This is a genomic window from Methylobacterium sp. 4-46 (assembly GCF_000019365.1).
Taxonomy (GTDB): Bacteria; Pseudomonadota; Alphaproteobacteria; order Rhizobiales; family Beijerinckiaceae; genus Methylobacterium.
Genome location: NC_010511.1, coordinates 749,487 through 767,767, shown reverse-complemented (window position 1 = coordinate 767,767; position 18,281 = coordinate 749,487). Strand labels below are relative to the sequence as shown.

Below are 18,281 nucleotides of genomic sequence, written 5' to 3'. Positions count from 1 at the left end.
ATCCTGCGCCCGCCCTGCCTACGGTTTCGCTAATCCCGGCGGCCCGGGATGCCGAGGCGTCGGGCGACCGGCGCAGCGCGCCTCACGGCGCCTCCGGCAGCGGCGCCAGCAGGGCGAGCCGCAGGGCCGCCAGGAGGGCCGCGCCGTAGAGCGCGCCGACGAAGGCCGCGACGCCGGTCCAGCCCGCCTGGGCGTAGAACCAGCCGCCCGCCGTGCCGAGGACCGAGGAGCCCAGATAGTAGAGGAACAGGTAGAGGGAGGAGGCCTGGGCGCGGTCGCGGCGCGCCCGCCGCCCGACCCAGCTGCTCGCCACCGAGTGGGCGCCGAAGAACCCGACCGTGGCGACGACGATGCCGAGCACGATCAGGACGAGGCTCTCGGCGAGGGTCAGCGCGACGCCGCCGAGGGCCGCCGCGATGGCGAGCCACAGCACCCGGCGGCGCCCGAACAGGCTCGCCGCGTGCCCGGCCGCGGTCGAGGAGGCGGTGCCCGCGAGGTAGACCGCGAAGATCGCCGCGACGGCGGTCTGGCTCAGCGCGTAGGGCGGCGCCAGCAGGCGGAAGCCGATGTAGTTGTAGAGCGTGACGAAGCCGCCCATCAGCAGGAAGGCCTCGGCGAAGAGCCAGGGCAGGCCCGCGTCGCGGAAATGGTGCAGGAAGCTGCCGGGCACCGCCCGCCAGGGCAGGGGGCGGGGCGTGAAGCGGGCCGAGGGCGGCAGGCCGCGCGCGAAGGCGATGGCCGCCGCGAGCGCCAGCAGGCCGATCGCCGCGAGCGCCGCGCGCCAGCCGAGCCGGTCCGCGAGGGCGCCGCTGAGGAGCCGGCCGGCCATGCCCCCGAGCGAATTCCCGCTGATCAGGAGCCCCATGGCGAGGCCGAGGGCGCGCCCGTGCATCTCCTCGCTGAGATAGGCCATGGCCACGGCCGGCACGCCGCTCATGGCGAGGCCCGCCAGGGCCCGCACGGCCAGGAAACCGTGCCAGGTCGGCATCGCGGCGGCGACCAGGGTGAGGAGGGCCGCGGAAAAGAGTGAGACCACCATCACGGGCTTGCGCCCGAACACCTCCGACAGGGGGCTGACCACCAGGAGGGAGACGGCGAGGAGGCCGGTCGCCAGGGAGAGCGACAGGCTGCTCGCCGCCGGGCCGACGCCGAATTCCTCGGCGAAGACCGTCAGCAGCGGCTGGACCGCGTAGAGCACCGCGAAGGTCGAGAAGCCCGCCGCCGCGAGCGCGTAGGCGGTGCGGCGGAAGGCCGGCGTGCCGGCCTCGATGCTGTCCTGCATGCCGCCCCGGCCCCCGCCCCCGTCCCTCGCTACCGGAAGCGCCCGGCCCCGGGAAGTCCCGCGCCCGCGGATCGCGCGGGCCCGGGCCGGGTCAGGCCGCCTCGGCGGCAGCCGGCGCGGCCGCCGCCGCCAGCGTGCAGGCGGCGCCGCAGGACGTCGCGCAGGAGGCGTGCACCTCGTCGAGCGCCCGCGAGAGGATGCTCCGGATGGTGCGCGCGCAGCGCCCGCATTTCGGGCTGCAGCCGAGGCAGGCATAGACCTGGGCCGGCGTCCGCGGGCAGGCCGGACCCGGATTCAGGCACGCGCGCACTTGGCCGTCGGAGAAGACGTTGCAGGAACAGACGATCATGCTGGGATCAGGGCATCCGGTTTCGCGTGGCGCCCGGCAAACCGGTTGCACCGCAGATTAGAACTCTTGAAAACTACAGCACTTTCAACAAGTTAGCGATTCGGTCGCGGCATTGCAACCACTGCCGCAACCCTGCGACGGAATCACGCCGGGGCCCCGCGCCGGCGCGCGCCCGGTTGTCTCAGGGGCAGGGGGCGGCTATCGCCGACGCTCTTGCCCCGACGCTCTTGCCCCGACGCTCTTGCCCCGACGCTCTTGCCCAAGGTGCGGCCGCCTGATCGGCCGGCGGACCGTGACAGCCGATGACCCTCCCGCGCGATGATGGTCCGACCACCCCCTCCCGCGAGCCCGCGGGCTGGAGCGAGCGCGAGCGGCTGGCCGCGCTCGACGCCTGCGGGATCCTCGACACGCCGCCCGAGCCCGAATTCGACGACGCGGTGCAGATCGCCCGGCAGGCCTGCCGGGCGCCGATGGCGCTGATCAGCCTGGTCGCGGAGACGCGCCAATGGTTCAAGGCCGCCTCGGGCCTCGCCCTGCGCGAGACCGGGAGGGACGCCTCGGTCTGCGCCCATGCCCTGGGCCTGGCCGGGCCGCTCGTCATCCCGGACCTCGCGCGCGACCCCCGCACGGCGCGAAACCCGCTGGTGACCGGGCCGCCGGGCCTGCGCTTCTACGCCGGCCACCCGCTGGTCGGCCGGGACGGGCTGCCCCTCGGGGCGCTCTGCGTCCTCGACACCGCGCCGCGGCCGGGCGGCCTGTCCGAGGAGGAACTCGTCGCGCTCGCGGCGCTCGCCCGGCAGGTGATGACGCAGATCGAGCTGCGCCGCGCCCTCGCCGAGCGCGACCGGGCGCTCGCCGCCGCCCGGGCGAGCCGCCACGACCTGCGGCTCATCACCGACGCGCTCCCGGTCCTGATCGCGACGATCGACCGGGACGAGGTCTACCGCTTCGTCAACCGCCACTACGAGACCTGGTTCGGCCTGAGCCCGGAGCGGATCGTCGGGCGCTCCCTGCGGGAGGTGATCGGGGAGGGGGCCTACGCGGAGCGCCGGCCCCACATCGCGCGGGCGCTCGCCGGCGAGCCCGCCCGCTTCGAGATCAGGCTGCCGCGCCCCGGAAGGGCGGCGCGCCCCGGGGGTGCGGCGCGCGACGTGCGGGTGCAGTACGTGCCGGCGGAGGACGGGGGCTTCCACCTGCTCGCCATCGACGTCACGGCCGAGAAGGCGGCCGAGGCCGCCATGGCCGACAGCCTGATGAAGTTCCGGGCCATCGCCGAGTCGATGCCGCAGATGGTCTGGTCGACCCTGCCGGACGGCTACCACGACTACTACAATTCCCGCTGGTACGAGTTCACCGGCGTGGCGCCCGGCTCGACGGACGGGGAGGGCTGGAACGCGATCTTCCATCCCGACGACCGGGCCGAGGCGTGGCGGCGCTGGCGACGCGCCCTCGCCACCGGGGAGACCTACGAGATCGAGTACCGCCTGCGCCGCCGCGACGGCGTCCACCGCTGGGTGCTCGGCCGCGCGGTCCCGCTCCGGGACCCCGCCAGCGGGGCGATCCAGCGCTGGTTCGGCACCTGCACCGACATCGACGACCAAGTGCGCGCCCGCGAGACGCTGGCGCGGGGCCGCGAGACGCTGGAGATCCTGGTCCGCGAGCGCACGGCGGCCCTCGAGGAGGCGAATGCGCGGCTCACCGCCGAGATGGCCGAGCGCGGCCGGGTCGAGGAGCGGCTGCGCCAAGCGCAGAAGATGGAGGCGGTGGGCCAGCTCACCGGCGGCATCGCCCACGACTTCAACAACCTCCTCACCGGGATCACGGGCGCCCTCGACCTGCTGCGCGCGCGCCTCGCCGAGGGGCGGCTCGACGCCCTGCCGCGCTACGCCGACCTCGCTACCGCCTCGGCGCAGCGCGCCGCGGCGCTCACCCACCGGTTGCTCGCCTTCGCGCGCCGCCAGCCCCTGGCGGCGCGGGGCGTCGACGCCAACGCCCTCGTCGCCTCGATGGGCGACCTGCTGCGGCGCACCCTGTCGGAGCGCGTCGCCCTCGACCTCGATCTCGCCGAGGATCTCTGGGCGACCCTGTGCGACCCCAACCAGCTGGAGAACGCCATCCTCAACCTCGCGATCAACGCCCGCGACGCGATGCCGGAGGGCGGGCGGCTCACGATCGCGACCGCGAATCTGCGCCTCGACGGGGCCGCGCTGGCGGGCGAGGACGGGCCGGCGCCGGGCGACTACGTGCGGATCGCCGTCCGCGACACGGGCGCCGGCATGCCGCCGGACGTGGCGGCGCGCGCGTTCGAGCCGTTCTTCACGACGAAGCCCCTCGGCGAGGGCACGGGGCTCGGCCTGTCGATGATCTACGGCTTCGCCAAGCAGTCGGACGGGCAGGTGCGCATCGCCTCGGAGGTCGCGCGCGGCACCGAGGTGAGCCTGATCCTGCCGCGCCACCACGGCCCCGCCGCCGCGTCCCTCGCGCCGCGTCCCGCCCCGGCCCGCGGGCCCGGGACGGGCACGATCCTCGTCGTCGAGGACGATCCGACCGTGCGCGCGCTCATCGCCGAGACCTTGAGCGACCGCGGCTACCGGGTGCGGGAGGCGGCGGACGGCCCGGCGGGCCTCGCCGCCCTGGAGGCCGCCCCCGTCGACCTCGTCGTGACGGATGTCGGGCTGCCGGGCCTCAACGGGCGCCAGATGATCGACCAGGCCCGGGGCGCGCGGCCGGACCTCAGGGTGCTGTTCATCACCGGCTACGCCGAGAACGCCGCCTTCGGCGGCGGCCATCTCGAGGCCGGCATGGCGATGATCACCAAGCCCTTCGCGATCGAGGCGCTCGCCGCGAAGGTCCAGGCGATCCTTGAGGCCGGGGCGCCCGCGGAGGCCCGCCCCTGATCGCGGTTCCGAGCCGGTCGGGCGCGGCAGGATCGTGCGCGGGTTGCTCGGAAAGCCGAGCGGATCACGGCGGGGCCGACGCTCGGCAAGATGCCCGGCAAGTTACTCGGCAAGTTGCTCGCCATGCACTGCACGGCCGTCCGCCGGAGGGGCGCGCCGTCCGTCGCGAGCGGCGTCTTGCCGAGTTCGAGCGCGGTCGCGTCCGTCGCGGCCTGCAGCTGCGTTCGCTTCTGCAGTGCTAAATTACAATCTATTCCCATAAACACAGCCATGCTGAGCGACGGGCGGTCGCTGCAGTGACGATGGCGAAATTTCCACGCGCGTCTCTTCGGAAGAAAGAGCCGTCACGCACGACGATCTGGGCGATCAAATCAGGATGAATGTCTGATATTCACCGGCATCTGTCCGGATCAAAACGCTTTCGGATAGCAAAAATGATGAAATACGGAGACGTTTGCGGTCGGAAGACGGTTACGGTTGCGTGAAGAACGGACCGATGGCGGTGCCGGGCCGCGCGGCGCGGCGACGCGCCCCGGCCGGGAACAAGCGGCAAAATTGATTCCTAAGTATTCCCGAGAGAATTTCCCATTCGTCTCGGCCAGATGTGATGATTATGATACAGTTTGCGCCCCATCGCGATGATCCAATGCCGGTGATCGCGCCGAGATGGCTGGTCGATTGCGGCTGAAACGCGGTTTTCGTATGCCGAGAAGGCGGGAACGGCTCCGCGATATCTAAGAAATTCTCATGAATCGGGGGAACACGATGGTGGCGCTGCGCCGCGCTCTCTTGGTCACGACGGTTCTCGCGCATTGCACCGCGCCCGTCCTCGTCGGACCGGCGGCCGCCCAGAGTGGCCCGATCGCCCTCGAGCAGATCGACGTGGTCCCGGTCACCCCGGTCGCGGGCGCGGGCGGCCTGCGCCGCGCGGAGGGCGGCGCCCCCGTCGCCGCCGGCGGCGCCCTGCCGCTCGCCAAGGTCCCCTTCACGGTCGAGACCGTCTCGGCCCGCCAGATCGCGCAGGACCGCGCCACCCTCGATCCCACCTTCACGCTCGCCCGCACCACCCCGGGCGTCAGCCTCTCCGACGGCCAGGGCAACGGTTTCCGCCAGACCCTTACCTATCGCGGCTTCGACGCCTCGCCGGTCCAGGGCGCTCCCCAGGGCCTCGCCGTCTACCAGAACGGCACCCGCATCAACGAGGCCTTCGGCGACGTCGTCAACTGGGACCTGATCCCCTCCGTCGCCATCAACCGCATCGACATCGTCACCGGCAACCCGATCTTCGGCCTCAACGCGCTGGGCGGGGCGGTCAACGTCGAGATGAAGAACGGCTTCACCTGGCAGGGCCGCGAGGTCTCGGTGGCGGGCGGCTCGGACGGGCGCATCCTGGGCACCCTGCAGTACGGCGAGGTGGTCGGGCCGTGGAGCTTCTACTTCGCGGGCGAGGGGCTCAAGGACGACGGCTGGCGCTACAGGTCGCCCTCCGAGATCGGCCGGGTCTACGCCGATCTCGGCCACCGCAGCCTCGATTCCGAGTTCCACCTCATCGCCTCGGGCGCCAAGACCTTCTTCGGCGCCGCCGCGGCGACCCCGGTCGACCTGAGCCGCGCGGACGAGCGGGCGATCTTCACCAACCCGCAGACCACCGACACCGAGGTCGGGCAGATCCAGGTCACCGGGCGGGTCAGCCTGACGCCGGGCTGGGACCTGGCGGGCAACGCCTACCTGCGCCGCTTCAGCCAGCGCTACGTGGACGGCAACGACGGCAACTTCGAGAATTGCAGCACCCGCTCCAACTTCCGCGGCTTCCTCTGCTTCGAGGATGACGGGTTCACCGCCGCGCCCGGCCAGACCCAGGCCCAGTTCCGCAACCAGTTCCTGATCCTGGGACCGAACGGCGAGAGGGTTCCGTTCCGGGCGGGCATCCCGTACGGCACCCTCGACACGGTCAAGACCGAGGCGACCGGCTGGGGCGGCTCGCTCCAGGCCACCAACCGCGACCGCCTCCTCGATCACGGCAACACCTTCATCCTCGGCGGCAGCATCGACGTCGCCGATTACAGCTTCAAGTCCGCCAGCCTGCTCGGCCTCATCAACCCGGATCTGAGCGTCACCACCGACCCGCTCAACCTCACCTACGGGCTCGTCCCGGGCCTCGGCACCGGGCCCCTGCGCACCGCCGCCGCCCTCGGCATCGCTCCCAGCAGCGTGATCGGCTCCAACCTCTACATGGGCCTCTACGCCCTCGACACTTTCGACCTCACCGAGCAACTCTCGCTCACCGCCGGCGCCCGCCTGAACTTCGCCCGCATCGCGACCCGGGACCTGACCGGCTTCTCGCCCGACGTCACCGGCACCCACTACTACACCCGCGTCAACCCGGTTGCCGGCCTGACCTACAGGGTCGCGCCCTGGCTCAGCCTCTACGGCGGCTACTCCGAGTCCAACCGCGCTCCGACCCCGCTCGAACTCGCCTGCGCCAACCCGAACCGGCCCTGCCTGCTGCCCAACTCGCTGGTCGCCGACCCGCCGCTCAAGCAGGTCGAGGCCCAGACCTACGAGGCGGGCCTGCGCGGCGCGGTGCCGGACTTCTACGAGGGCGGGCTGCTGAGCTACAAGCTCGGCCTGTTCCGCACCGACCTGACCCACGACATCCTGCAGGTAGCGGTGCCGGGCAACGCGGCCCGGGGCTACTACGTGAACGTGCCGGCGACCCGGCGCCAGGGTGTGGAGGTGGCGGCGGAGTACGCGGCGGAGCGGGTGAGCCTCTATGCCAACTACGCGCTGATCGACGCGACCTTCCAGTTCCAGGGCGAGTTGTCGTCGCCCAACAACCCCCTGGCGAGCGGGGACGGGCTGATCCGGGTGCGTCCGGGCAACAAGGTTCCGCTGGTGCCCGAGCACCAGATCAAGGCGGGGTTCGAGGTCGCGGTGACGCCGGAGTGGCGGCTCGGGATGAACGTGGCGGCGTTCTCGTCGTCGTTTTTCCGGGGCGACGAGTCGAACCTGAACCGGAAGCTGGCGCCCTACGCGCTGGTGAACCTGACGACGAGCTATCAAGTGTCGCGGGAGGTGCAGCTGTTCGGTCTGGTGACGAACCTGACCAACACGCGGGTGGCGAATTTCGGGACGTTCATCGAGCCGAGCGCGGCCTTCGCGAACCGCTATGCGCTGACCGACCCGCGCAGCACGACCCTGCTGCAGCCGCTCTCGGTCTACGGCGGCATGCGCGTGACCTGGTGAGGAGCGCCGGGACGCGCGGCGATGGACGGGGTGCTGCTCGTCGACGGTCACCCGATCGTCCGCGACGCGCTGCGCGGGCTGCTGGAACCCATGGGGGCCACCGTCCTGACGGCCGGCAGCCCGGAGGAGGGCGAGCGCCTGGCCCGGGTGCATCGGCCGTCCCTCGTCGTCACCGACCTGGCCTTCCTGGGGGCGCCGCTCGGCGGGCTCGCCCTGATCCGGCGCCTGCTGCGCGAGCGCGATCCGGCCCCGCGCGTGCTGGTCTTCAGCCGGTGCGATGCGCCCGGCCTCGCCCCACTGGCCCTGCGCGCGGGCGCCCTCGGCTACGTGAGCAAGGCCGCGGGGCTCGCCGAGTTCGCCCGCGCCTATCGCCGGGTCCGCGCCGGCAAGGGCTACCTGACGGCCGACCTGGCCCTCGCCCTGGCCGCGCCCGCCCGGTCCGCGGACCCGCTCGACGGGCTGACGGGGCGCCAGCTGCGGATCCTGCGGCTCATGGCCGAGGGCCGCTCCCAGCGGCAGGCGGCAGAGGCGCTGCTGGTCAGCGCGAAGACCGTCTCGAACGAGGTGGCGGTGATCCGCGAGCGGGTCCGGGCCGGCGACCGGCCCGGGCTGGTCCGCTTCGCCCTGCGGCACCGGGAGGCGGTCGCGATCCGCCTCGCCGCCGATCCATGCTGACGGGCCGCCCCCGCGCCTTGCCGCCGCCGCGCCTTGCCGCCGCCGCGCCGGGCAACCACCTGGACGGTCGGTGGCCGGGCGGCCGCGCCGGACCCGCTCCCGCCGCCCGCAGCGCGGGAGATCGGCGTGAGTGAGTCGGATGAGATCGCGGTCTTCGTGGACGCGGATGCCTGTCCGGTGAAGGACGAGGTCTACCGCGTCGCGGCCCGCCACGGGCTGCGCGTCTTCGTGGTCGCCAACAGCTTCATCAACGTTCCCCGCGAGCCCTGGATCGAGCGCGTCGTGGTGCCCGGACGCCTCGACGCGGCGGACGACTGGATCGCTGAGCGGGCGGGCCCGCGCGCCGTCGTGGTCACGGCCGACGTGCCGCTCGCCGACCGCTGCGTGCGCTCCGGCGCGACGGTGCTCGCCCCCACCGGGAAGGCGTTCACGGAATCCTCGATCGGGATGGCCCTGGCGACCCGCAACCTGATGCAGGATCTGCGCGAGGCAGGCCTCGTCTCGGGCGGCCCGCGGCCCTTCTCCGCCAAGGATCGCTCGGCGTTCCTGGGCGCCCTCGACCGCGCCATCGTGCGGCTGCGCAGGGCCCGGGCGGGCTGAGGTCCCGCGGCCGCCGCGCGGGACGGCCTTGATCGGCATCAAGGCCCCGCCCCCTGCTGCGGCGCACACGGGTGGCGTCCGGCGCGGTCGCGGACCCGCCCGACTCGGCAGAACGGCGTGCGGCGCTTCTGCTTAGACTTCCGTCTTCGCATCATCGTCGCCGCCGAAGCGGTGACCGCTTCGGCGAATGATGCTCAGGATGGACGATCCCGATGCGTGCTGCCTTCCTCGCCCTCTGCTGTGCTCTCTCGGGGCTCGCCGGAGGGCACGCTCTCGCCTCTCCCTGCGCCGATCAGGTCGCCGCCCTGCAGCGCCGGCTCGACAGCCCGGGCGCCTTGCGCGTGGCGGGCCTCGAACCCGGCCACAGCCTGACCACGGGATCGAAGGCCCTGCCGCGACTCCTCCAGGGGACGCCGAGCGACCCGCAGCTGACGCCGACCCGGGAGCCGTCGCGGCGGCCCGGCTGCTGATCCAGGAGGCCCTGGCCGAGGATCGCGAGGGCAACCGGCGCGCCTGCGAGACCATCGTCACGGACGCCAAGCGCCTCATCGGGGCGCTGCCCTGAGAGGTCGTGATACGACAGCGGATCAATCGATCGGTGCTCGGCCTGCCTGGCTTGGCGCTGCCGCCACGGAGGGACGATGGGACCGCACGGGTGTGAGCGCCGCCGCGCCGCTACCCCCGCCCGTAGGGGTAGCACCGCGTCCGGTCGAGGTCGCGCCCGAGATGGGCGGCGAGCGTCCGGATCGCCGCCGCGTGCGCCACGTAGGGGTCGCGGTTGCCCTGCCCGACGATGATCGGGCAGGCATCCTCGCGCTGCGGCACCATGGCGGTGGCGAGCCCGCCGCCCTCCGGGTCGCGCAGGGTGTAGAAGCGCGGCATCGTGCGGGCGAGGTGCGCCTTGAGGCCGATCTCCCGCTCGATGAAGGGACCGGGCGGCGGCACGTAGGAGGCCCGGGCGCGGGCCTCCGCCTGCCGGAAGTGCTTCTCGACGGCGTGACCCATCAGGGCCGATTCGCGGATCGCCTCCGCCTCGGTCTCGATGCGGAACCAGGTCTTGCCCCCCTCGGCGTCGCAGACGAATTCCATCGCTCCTCACAGGCCGGCCACCTGCCGCCCGAGCTGACGGCGCGAGGCATGTTAACCCTGCCGGGCCTCGACCCCAAACGGCACCGCGTCGCGCCCCCGCGGCGCGGCCTCCTTGCGCCGCAGCGTGGCGCGCCCGCGCTCGGTGATCTGCCAGACCGCGAAGGTGCCGCCGATATGCGGACCGGCCTGCTCGCCCAGGAAGTGCAGGTGACCCTCGTTCTCCAGGGCGCAGAGCCGGCTGTGGTCGCCCGGCCAGGAGCGGTCGGGGTCGCGCTTCACCGAGATGCGGCCCTCCTCGGTGCGGGCGGCCTTCATGAGCAGGCGGCGCTCGTGATCGATCATCGCGTGTCCTCTCGCGCAGGGAGCGGGCCGGGGGCCCGCGGAGGTCCGGTCGCACCGGCGCCGAGGGCGGCCGCGTCCGACGGGCGGTGGAAAAGCGCCTTCCGCGCCCGGTCCAGGCGCGAAGACGCGGGGTGCCGCGGCGGGGCGCCCGATGTCGGCGGCCCTGCGGGCCGCGCGATCGCCCCCGCAGGGACGGCCGTGAGCCCGCACCGGCGGGCCGTGAGCCCGCACCGGCGGGCCGTCAGCCCGCGCTCGCGAGCACGCACCGGAGGTGCCGGGCGGGGGCTGCGAATGAAGCTAAGCAGTTTAATCCGCGAGGGCAAGCTGCCCGGCTCCTCGCGCGGCGCCGGCTCACGGCTCCCGCTCGGCCTCCTCGGCCTCCGGGGCGGGGGCCGGCGCGGGGAGCGGCGGGGCGGGCGGGCGCCAGGCCGGCTGCCCGCCGGGGCGGCGGGCCGTCGTCACGACCGGTCCCTCGGGGGCGAAGCGCACCGTCGTGGCGCCGTGGGCGGCCAGGAAGGCCCGGTCGAGGACGAGCCGCGCCGCGCAGCCCGGCGGCGCCGTCGCCCGCGCGATGACGATGTCGGCCCGGGCGCAATCCGCCTCGAAGGCGCGCTTGTCCCTGACCAGGGCGACCCGCCAGCCGTTGCGGGCGGTGGCGACGCAGCCCACCGCGTCGCAGCGCTCGGCCCGGGCGAGGCTCGGGTCGCCGCGCGGGCGGGCATCGCCGTCCGCGCGCAGCCATTGTTCCAGGCCGAAGGCCGGCGGCCGGCCGAGGCTGGCGAGGCGCCCGTCCGCCCCCCGCAGCGCCGCGCCCGCCCCCTCGCGATCGACGTAGAGGTCGGGCCGCTCGGCCCTGGCGGCGAGCGCGACGCCGACGAGGGCCGGCAGCACGCCGAGGACGCGCAGCCGCGGGCTCGGCAGGGTCAGGAGCAGGAGCGCGGCGGTGAGGAGCCCGAGCGCCCCCGCCCCGAAGGCCGGCACGATCACCACCGCGTGGTCGAAGCCCGCGATCCAGGCCGAGATGTCGAGCATGCCCCGCACCGCGAGGCCCATGGTCCACCAGACCGGCCGGTCGAGGGTGAAGGGGTAGGCGAGCATGCCGAGGACGGCGGCCGGCATCACCACCACCGAGACCAGGGGCAGGGTGAGGGCGTTGCCGACCACCCCGAAGGGCTGGATGTTCTGGAAGTGGTAGGTGGCGAAGGGGGCGGTCGCGACCTGGGCCACCAGCGTCGTCGCGAGCGTGCCGACCAGGGTGCCGGCGACCCAGGCGAGGGCGCGCCCGAGCGGCCCGGCCCCCGGCGCCGCGAAGAGCCGCCCGTCGAGGAGCCGCGCGCAGGCGACGAGGCCCGCCACCGCCGCGAAGGACATCTGGAAGCTCGGGCCGAGCAGCCCCTCGGGCTCGCGGGCGAGGGCGATCAGGGCCGCGAGGGCGAGGTTGCGCAGGGACAGGGCCGGCCGGTCGACCAGGATCGCCCCCAGCATGATCAGCGTCATGATCAGGGAGCGCTCGGCCGCGATGTCCCAGCCGGAGAAGACGCAGTAGCCGGTCACCCCGGCCATGCCGAGGCCGGCCGCGATCTTCTTGATCGGCCAGAACAGGGCGAGGCCCGGGACGAGGGCGAGGAGCGCCCGGGCGAGCCAGAACACCACCCCCGCCGCCAGCACCATGTGGAGCCCGGAGATCGACACGACGTGGTAGATCCCGGCCGCCCGCAGGCTGTCGTTGGTGGGCCCGTCGATGAGCCCGCGCTTGCCGGTGACGAGGGCCGCGGCGACCGCCCCGGCCTGGCCGCCATTGGCGTCGGTGATGCGCCGGGTCAGGGCGTTGCGGGCGTCGTCGATCGCGGCGGCGACGCGCAGCGAGAGGGGAGGCGGGGCGGGCGGCTCCCGCACCGCGATCGCGCCGAGGAGCGAGCCCACCGCGCCGATGCCGCGGAAATAGGCGTCGCGGGCGAAGTCGTAGCCGCCCGGCCGCGCCGGCTCCGGGGGCGGCAGCAGCCGCGCCTTCGCCTCGATGAAGTCGCCCGGCCGCAGCGGCGCGGCCTTGCGGTAGGACACGCGCACCCGCTCCGGCCGCTCCCCGGCGGGAAGGTCGCCGAGGCGCACCACCCGCACCACGAGCCGCGCGCCCTCCTCGCGCTCGTCGAGCCCCTCGACGAAGCCCGCGAGCGGCGCGACCAAGGTCCGGGCGAGGACCGGGGCCGCCACGTCCCCGATCCGGTAGGCCGCCGCCGAAAAGCCGCACAGGAAGGCGCAGAGCCCGAGGGCGCCCGCGCGCGAGGCCGGCCGGGCGCGCAGGCCGATCGCCGCGGCCGCGCTCAGGCCGGCCACGACGAGCGGCGCCGCCGGGGCGGGCGGCCCGTCCGCCCCCGCGAAGACCAGGAGGATGCCCGCCCCGAAGGCGACGGCGAGCCAGGGAAACAGGCGGCGCTGCGCCGCCTCCTCGGCGAGGCGGCGCGCCGTCCATGTCCCGATGCCCCGCGCGAGATCGCCGGGGCGGGCGACCGCCGCGAGCGCGGCGGCGCTCCGCACCGCGAGCCCGGTCCCCGCCTCTCCGCGCGCCATCGCCGCGCCCCGTGGATTTCTTAACGGCCGGTCGCGCGCATGCTACAGGACGGGTCGCCGACGGGTCGACCGGACCTATCTTCGCCCACCGGTCTCCGTCCCCACCTCCTGCTGACCGGTTCCCGTTGCTGATGTCCTCCGTCGTCACGCGCTTCGCCCCGTCGCCCACGGGCTTCCTCCACATCGGCGGAGGCCGCACGGCGCTGTTCAACTGGCTCTACGCCCGCAAGCACGGCGGCCGGATGCTCCTGCGCATCGAGGACACGGACCGCGAGCGCTCCACCGAGGCCGCCATCGAGGCCATCCTCGACGGCCTGTCCTGGCTCGGCCTCGACTGGGACGGGGACGTGATCTACCAGTTCGCCCGCGCGGCCCGGCACCGGGAGGTGGCCGAGGGCCTGCTCGCGGCGGGGCGGGCCTATCGCTGCTACGCGAGCCCCGAGGAACTCACCGAGATGCGCGAGGCGGCGCGCCGCGAGGGCCGCCCCCTGCGCTACGACGGCCGCTGGCGCGACCGCAACCCCTCCGAGGCCCCGCCCGGCGTCAGGCCGGTGATCCGCCTGCGCGCCCCCGTCGAGGGCGAGACCGTGGTCGAGGACGAGGTCCAGGGCCGCGTCGTCTGGCAGAACAAGGACCTCGACGACCTCGTGCTGCTGCGCTCGGACGGCACGCCGACCTACATGCTGGCCGTCGTGGTCGACGACCACGACATGGGCGTCACCCACGTGATCCGCGGCGACGACCACCTCACCAACGCGGCGCGGCAGACGCAGATCTACCACGCCCTCGGCTGGACCGTGCCGAGCATGTCGCACATCCCGCTGATCCACGGGCCGGACGGGGCGAAGCTGTCCAAGCGCCACGGGGCGCTCGGCGTCGACGCCTACCGGGGCCTCGGCTACCTGCCCGCGGCCCTGCGCAACTACCTCGTGCGGCTCGGCTGGAGCCACGGCGACCAGGAGGTGTTCTCCACCGAGGAGATGGTGGCGGCCTTCGACCTCAAGCAGATCGGGCGCTCGCCCGCCCGCTTCGACTTCGCCAAGCTGGAGAACCTGAACGGCCAGTACATCCGGGCGACGTCGGACGCCGATCTGGTGGCGGCGATCGAGGCGATCCTGCCGAGCCAGGGGCCGGCCCGCGGCCTCCCCGCCCGGTTCGACGACGCCCTGCGCGCGCGCTTCCTCGCCGCGATGCCGGGCCTCAAGGAGCGGGCCAAGACGCTGATCGAACTCCTCGACAGCGCCTACTACCTCTACGCCCCGCGCCCGCTCGCCCTCGACGAGCGCGCCGAGGGGCTCCTCGGCAATGGCGGGCGCGAGCGGCTCGCGGGCGTGCTGCCGCGGCTGGAGGCCCTGCCCGACTGGAGCGCCGCCTCGACCGAGCAGGCGGTGCGCGACTTCGCCGAGGCCGCCGCGGTGAAGCTCGGCCACGTCGCCCAGCCCCTGCGGGCCGCCCTGACCGGCCGCGCGACCTCGCCGGGCCTCTTCGACGTGATGGCGGTGCTCGGCCGGGAGGAGAGCCTCGGCCGCCTGCGGGACCAGGCCCGCGCGGCCTGATTCCTGCTTGGCCTGCCGGTTTTTCCTGCTTGGCCTGCCGGTTTTGGCATGCCAGTGCGCCGCGCCCCGAATCGGGCGCGGTCCCGACCCAGGCAACGGCGCCCGGCCCGGGCTCGCGGAGTTTATGAACAGCGCGTGAATTTTGTCACTCGGTTCGGGCGGTCCAGTTGAAGACGCTGCGTCGATCCGCTAACCCGGTCGGCGAGTGAGCACCTGCAGCAAAGTTCCCGCCGCCTCGCCCGCGCCCGCGAACCGCGCCGGTCCCGCGGCCCGTGCCCCGACGCTCATTCCGTTGATGAAAGGGTCCAAAACCCCATGAGCTTCCCCCACAGCACCCTCACGGTGAACGGCCGCCAGGTGGAGCTGCCGCAGAAGGACGGCACGATCGGACCGAGCGTCCTCGACATCGGCAAGCTCTACGGCCAGACCGGGATGTTCACCTACGACCCGGGCTTCACCTCCACGGCCTCGTGCGAGTCGAAGATCACCTACATCGACGGCGACGAGGGCATCCTCCTCTATCGCGGCTACCCGATCGAGCAGCTCGCCGAGCACGGCGACTTCCTGGAGACCTGCTATCTCCTGCTGTTTGGCGAGTTGCCGACCGCGGCCCAGAAGGCCGATTTCGACTACCGGGTCACGCGCCACACCATGGTGCATGACCAGATGAACCGCTTCTTCCAGGGCTTCCGCCGCGACGCGCACCCGATGGCCATCATGGTGGCCTGCGTCGGCGCCCTCTCGGCCTTCTACCACGACTCGACCGACATCTCGGACGAGAAGCAGCGCATGATCGCCTCCATGCGCATGATCGCCAAGATGCCGACCCTGGCGGCCATGGCCTACAAGTACTCCATCGGCCAGCCCTTCGTGTATCCGAAGAACGAGCTCGATTACACGTCGAACTTCCTGCGGATGTGCTTCGCGGTGCCGTGCGAGGAGTACCACGCCAACCCGGTGATGGCGCGCGCCCTCGACCGCATCTTCATCCTGCACGCGGATCACGAGCAGAACGCCTCGACCTCGACGGTGCGGCTGGCCGGCTCCTCGGGCGCCAACCCCTTCGCCTGCATCGCGGCCGGCATCGCCTGCCTGTGGGGTCCGGCCCATGGCGGCGCCAACGAGGCGGCGCTCAAGATGCTGGAGGAGATCGGCCGGCCCGAGCGCATCCCGGAATACATCGCCAAGGCCAAGGACAAGAACGACCCGTTCCGCCTGATGGGTTTCGGTCACCGGGTCTACAAGAACTACGACCCGCGCGCCCGCATCATGGCCAAGACCACCCACGAGGTGCTGGCCGAGCTCGGCATCAAGGACGACCCGCTGCTCGACGTGGCGGTCGAGCTGGAGCAGATCGCGCTCAAGGACGAGTACTTCATCGAGAAGAAGCTGTATCCGAACATCGACTTCTACTCGGGCATCACCCTGAAGGCGATGGGCTTCCCGACCTCGATGTTCACGGTGCTGTTCGCCCTGGCCCGCACGGTGGGCTGGATCGCGCAATGGGCCGAGATGATCGAGGATCCCTCGCAGAAGATCGGCCGCCCGCGCCAGCTCTATGTCGGGCCGCCCAAGCGCGAATACGTGTCGATCTCGCAGCGCGGCTGAGCGCGGCGCACTCCTGCCGGGCGGGCCGCGACCCGCCCGGCGGGGCGCGGGACCCTCACGCCGGCCCGCGCGCCGCCGCCAGCACGATCCGGGCGGCCGAGCGGCTCGGGTCGTCCCCGTCCGGCAGCCGCATGGCGGCGTCGAGGCGGCGCAGGGCCCGGTCCTGCGCCTCCCGGGCCGGCCCGCCCGCGAGCAGCGGCCCCAGCGCCTCCGCGAGGCGCTCCGCCCGGCAATCGCCCTGGATCAGCTCGGGGATGGCGTTCTCGCCGAGGATCAGGTTCGGCAGCACGATCGTCGGCACCTGGATCAGGCGGCGGACGATCACCTCCTCGATCTTCGGAACCCGGTAGGCCACCACCATCGGCACGCCCGCGAGCGCCAGTTCGAGGGTGACCGTGCCCGAGGCCGCCAGGGCCGCCCGCGCCCGGCGGAAGGTGGCGTGCTTGTCGGCCTCGCCCGCCACGAGGCGCGGCGTCACCGGCCAGGCGGCGGCCCGCGCCTCGATCAGGGCGCGGTGGCGCGCCACCGCCGGCAATTCGACCCGGAAGCGCGCCCCCTGCGCCCGCAGCCGCCCCAGGGTCGCCCCGAAGACCGGCATCAGCCGCTCGATCTCGGAGCGGCGCGACCCCGGCAGCACGGCGAGGACCGGCTCCTCGGCCCCGCGCGCGGCCGCCTCGGCCTCGTCCGGGCGCAGCTCCGCGAGGCGCTCGATCAGCGGGTGGCCCACATAGGTGCAGGCCGGGCCGCCGAGGCGGCGATGCGCCTCCGGCTCGAAGGGCAGCAGCGCCAGCACGTGATCGACGTAGGCGCGCATGGTCCTGGCCCGCCAGGGCCGCCACGCCCAGACGCTCGGGCTCACGTAATCGACGACGGCGAGCTCCGGCAGCCGGCGCCGCACCCGGCTCGCCACCGCGTGGGTGAAGCCCGGGCTGTCGATGATGACGAGCACGTCGGGCCGCGCCGCCACGCAGGCCCGCACCGTCTCGCGGATGCGCCGCATCAGCAGCCGGATCCGCGCCGCCACGGCGAGGTAGCCGATCACCGCGACGTCCTCCAGGGGGAAGAGGGAGGGCATGCCCTCCGCCGCCATGGCGTCGCCCCCGACCCCCGCGAGGGCGAGCGGCCCGGGCGCGGCCGCGCGCAGCGCCCGGATCAGCTTGGCGCCGAGCTGGTCGCCGGATTCCTCGCCCGCGACGAGCCAGATTCGCAGGGATCGCGTCACGCCGCCTCCAGGCCGATCAGGAACAGGCCGAGCGCGTCGGCGAGGGCGGCGGTCTCGCCGCGGTCGAGGATCAGCGTGTCGCCGGCGCCGACCGCGATCCCGGCGCAGCCGGCCGCCGCCGCCGCCCGCACCGTGCGCGGGCCCACCGCCGGCAAGTCGACCCGCAGGTCCTGCCCGCTCTTGGCGAGCTTGACCAGGACAAGGCCCGCGGGAGGGCGCCCGAGGCCGAGGGGGCGCCGCGCGAGGCCGCGGACGCGGGCGAGCATCCGGTCGGTGCCCTCCGGCCCCTCGACCGCCAGCACGCGCCGGCCCGCCACCGCGGCCGCCTGCCCGACATCGTGGGCGGCGAGGCTCGCGAGCAGCGCCCGGCCGGTCGCGACCGAGATCTCGGCGGCGGCGTCCGGCCGGCGCGCCCCGAGCGGGCCGGGCGGGGCCATCAACCCGGGGGCGAGTTCGTGCACGCCGAGGATGCGGTGCCCGTGCTCCTCCAGCAGCGCCAGCACGCCGCGCAGCAGGTGGTCGTCGCCCCCCTGCGCCAGGGAGCGCAGCTCGTCCCGGTTGCGCAGGGCCGCGAGCGTGTTGAGGAGGGCCGCCGGGCTCGGCCGGGACACCGCGCCCGCCAGGGTCACGCCCGAGGGCCGCCACGCGTCGAGGCGCGCCAGCGCGCCGCGCACGTCGAGGAGGTCGACGGTGGCGTGGGCGCGGCGCCGGGTCGCCGGGTCGGCGAAGCCGCGGATCGCCAGGATCCGGAAGGGGCGCCCCGCCGCGTCGAGGGCCGAGGCGACGAGGAGCGGGAGCCGTCCCGCGCCCGCCACGATCGCCACGGTGCCGCCCGCCATGGCGCGCC

14 protein-coding genes are annotated in these 18,281 nt (G+C 73.8%); 7 read left to right on the top strand and 7 right to left on the bottom strand.

What is annotated here, in order from left to right:
- Positions 1 to 82: 82 nt before the first annotated feature.
- Together M446_RS03230 and M446_RS03225 are read right to left on the bottom strand one after the other, a co-directional pair.
- Positions 83 to 1,282, bottom strand: coding sequence for an MFS transporter (locus tag M446_RS03230; RefSeq protein WP_012330634.1), 1,200 nt, complete (start codon positions 1,280 to 1,282; stop codon positions 83 to 85).
- A 91-nt stretch (positions 1,283 to 1,373) separates the two neighbouring features.
- Entirely contained in the window at positions 1,374 to 1,631 is a 258-nt protein-coding gene (locus M446_RS03225; RefSeq protein ID WP_012330633.1) for a bacterioferritin-associated ferredoxin, read from the bottom strand.
- Positions 1,632 to 1,933: 302 nt separating this feature from the next.
- On the opposite strand from M446_RS03225, the gene M446_RS03220 reads away from it, so the two are divergent.
- From M446_RS03220 to M446_RS03200, 5 genes are all read left to right on the top strand, one after another.
- Positions 1,934 to 4,528, top strand: coding sequence for a PAS domain-containing protein (locus M446_RS03220; protein WP_012330632.1), 2,595 nt, complete (start codon positions 1,934 to 1,936; stop codon positions 4,526 to 4,528).
- 765 nt (positions 4,529 to 5,293) lie between these two features.
- Positions 5,294 to 7,774: a TonB-dependent receptor gene (locus tag M446_RS03215; RefSeq protein ID WP_012330631.1), complete on the top strand. Its 2,481-nt coding sequence runs from the start codon at positions 5,294 to 5,296 to the stop codon at positions 7,772 to 7,774.
- Positions 7,775 to 7,795: 21 nt separating this feature from the next.
- Positions 7,796 to 8,449, top strand: coding sequence for a response regulator transcription factor (locus tag M446_RS03210; RefSeq protein ID WP_012330630.1), 654 nt, complete (start codon positions 7,796 to 7,798; stop codon positions 8,447 to 8,449).
- Between the two features lie 126 nt (positions 8,450 to 8,575).
- Positions 8,576 to 9,049, top strand: a complete 474-nt coding sequence (locus M446_RS03205; protein WP_012330629.1) for a YaiI/YqxD family protein — start codon at positions 8,576 to 8,578, stop codon at positions 9,047 to 9,049.
- 212 nt (positions 9,050 to 9,261) lie between these two features.
- Positions 9,262 to 9,519 (top strand): hypothetical protein, encoded by a 258-nt coding sequence (locus M446_RS03200; RefSeq protein WP_018262661.1) that lies wholly within the window; start codon positions 9,262 to 9,264, stop codon positions 9,517 to 9,519.
- A 205-nt stretch (positions 9,520 to 9,724) separates the two neighbouring features.
- On the opposite strand, the gene M446_RS03195 is transcribed toward M446_RS03200, so the two are convergent.
- From M446_RS03195 to M446_RS03185, 3 genes are all read right to left on the bottom strand, one after another.
- Entirely contained in the window at positions 9,725 to 10,138 is a 414-nt protein-coding gene (locus M446_RS03195; protein WP_012330628.1) for a hypothetical protein, read from the bottom strand.
- Between the two features lie 51 nt (positions 10,139 to 10,189).
- A complete protein-coding gene (locus M446_RS03190; protein WP_012330627.1) occupies positions 10,190 to 10,480 on the bottom strand; it encodes a hypothetical protein in 291 nt (96 codons plus the stop codon).
- A 351-nt stretch (positions 10,481 to 10,831) separates the two neighbouring features.
- Complete coding sequence (locus tag M446_RS03185; protein WP_012330626.1) at positions 10,832 to 13,048, bottom strand: ComEC/Rec2 family competence protein; 2,217 nt, start codon at positions 13,046 to 13,048, stop codon at positions 10,832 to 10,834.
- A gap of 128 nt (positions 13,049 to 13,176) precedes the next feature.
- On the opposite strand from M446_RS03185, the gene gltX reads away from it, so the two are divergent.
- Together gltX and gltA are read left to right on the top strand one after the other, a co-directional pair.
- A complete protein-coding gene (gene gltX / locus M446_RS03180; RefSeq protein ID WP_210161185.1) occupies positions 13,177 to 14,604 on the top strand; it encodes a glutamate--tRNA ligase in 1,428 nt (475 codons plus the stop codon).
- 315 nt (positions 14,605 to 14,919) lie between these two features.
- Positions 14,920 to 16,212, top strand: a complete 1,293-nt coding sequence (gltA, locus tag M446_RS03175; protein WP_012330624.1) for a citrate synthase — start codon at positions 14,920 to 14,922, stop codon at positions 16,210 to 16,212.
- 55 nt (positions 16,213 to 16,267) lie between these two features.
- Here the strand turns inward: gltA and lpxB are convergent, their stop codons facing one another.
- Entirely contained in the window at positions 16,268 to 17,434 is a 1,167-nt protein-coding gene (lpxB, locus tag M446_RS03170; RefSeq protein WP_012330623.1) for a lipid-A-disaccharide synthase, read from the bottom strand.
- Positions 17,431 to 18,273, bottom strand: a complete 843-nt coding sequence (locus M446_RS03165) for an LpxI family protein (protein WP_012330622.1) — start codon at positions 18,271 to 18,273, stop codon at positions 17,431 to 17,433. The genes lpxB and M446_RS03165 overlap by 4 nt, the downstream gene beginning before the upstream one ends.
- Positions 18,274 to 18,281: the final 8 nt, after the last annotated feature.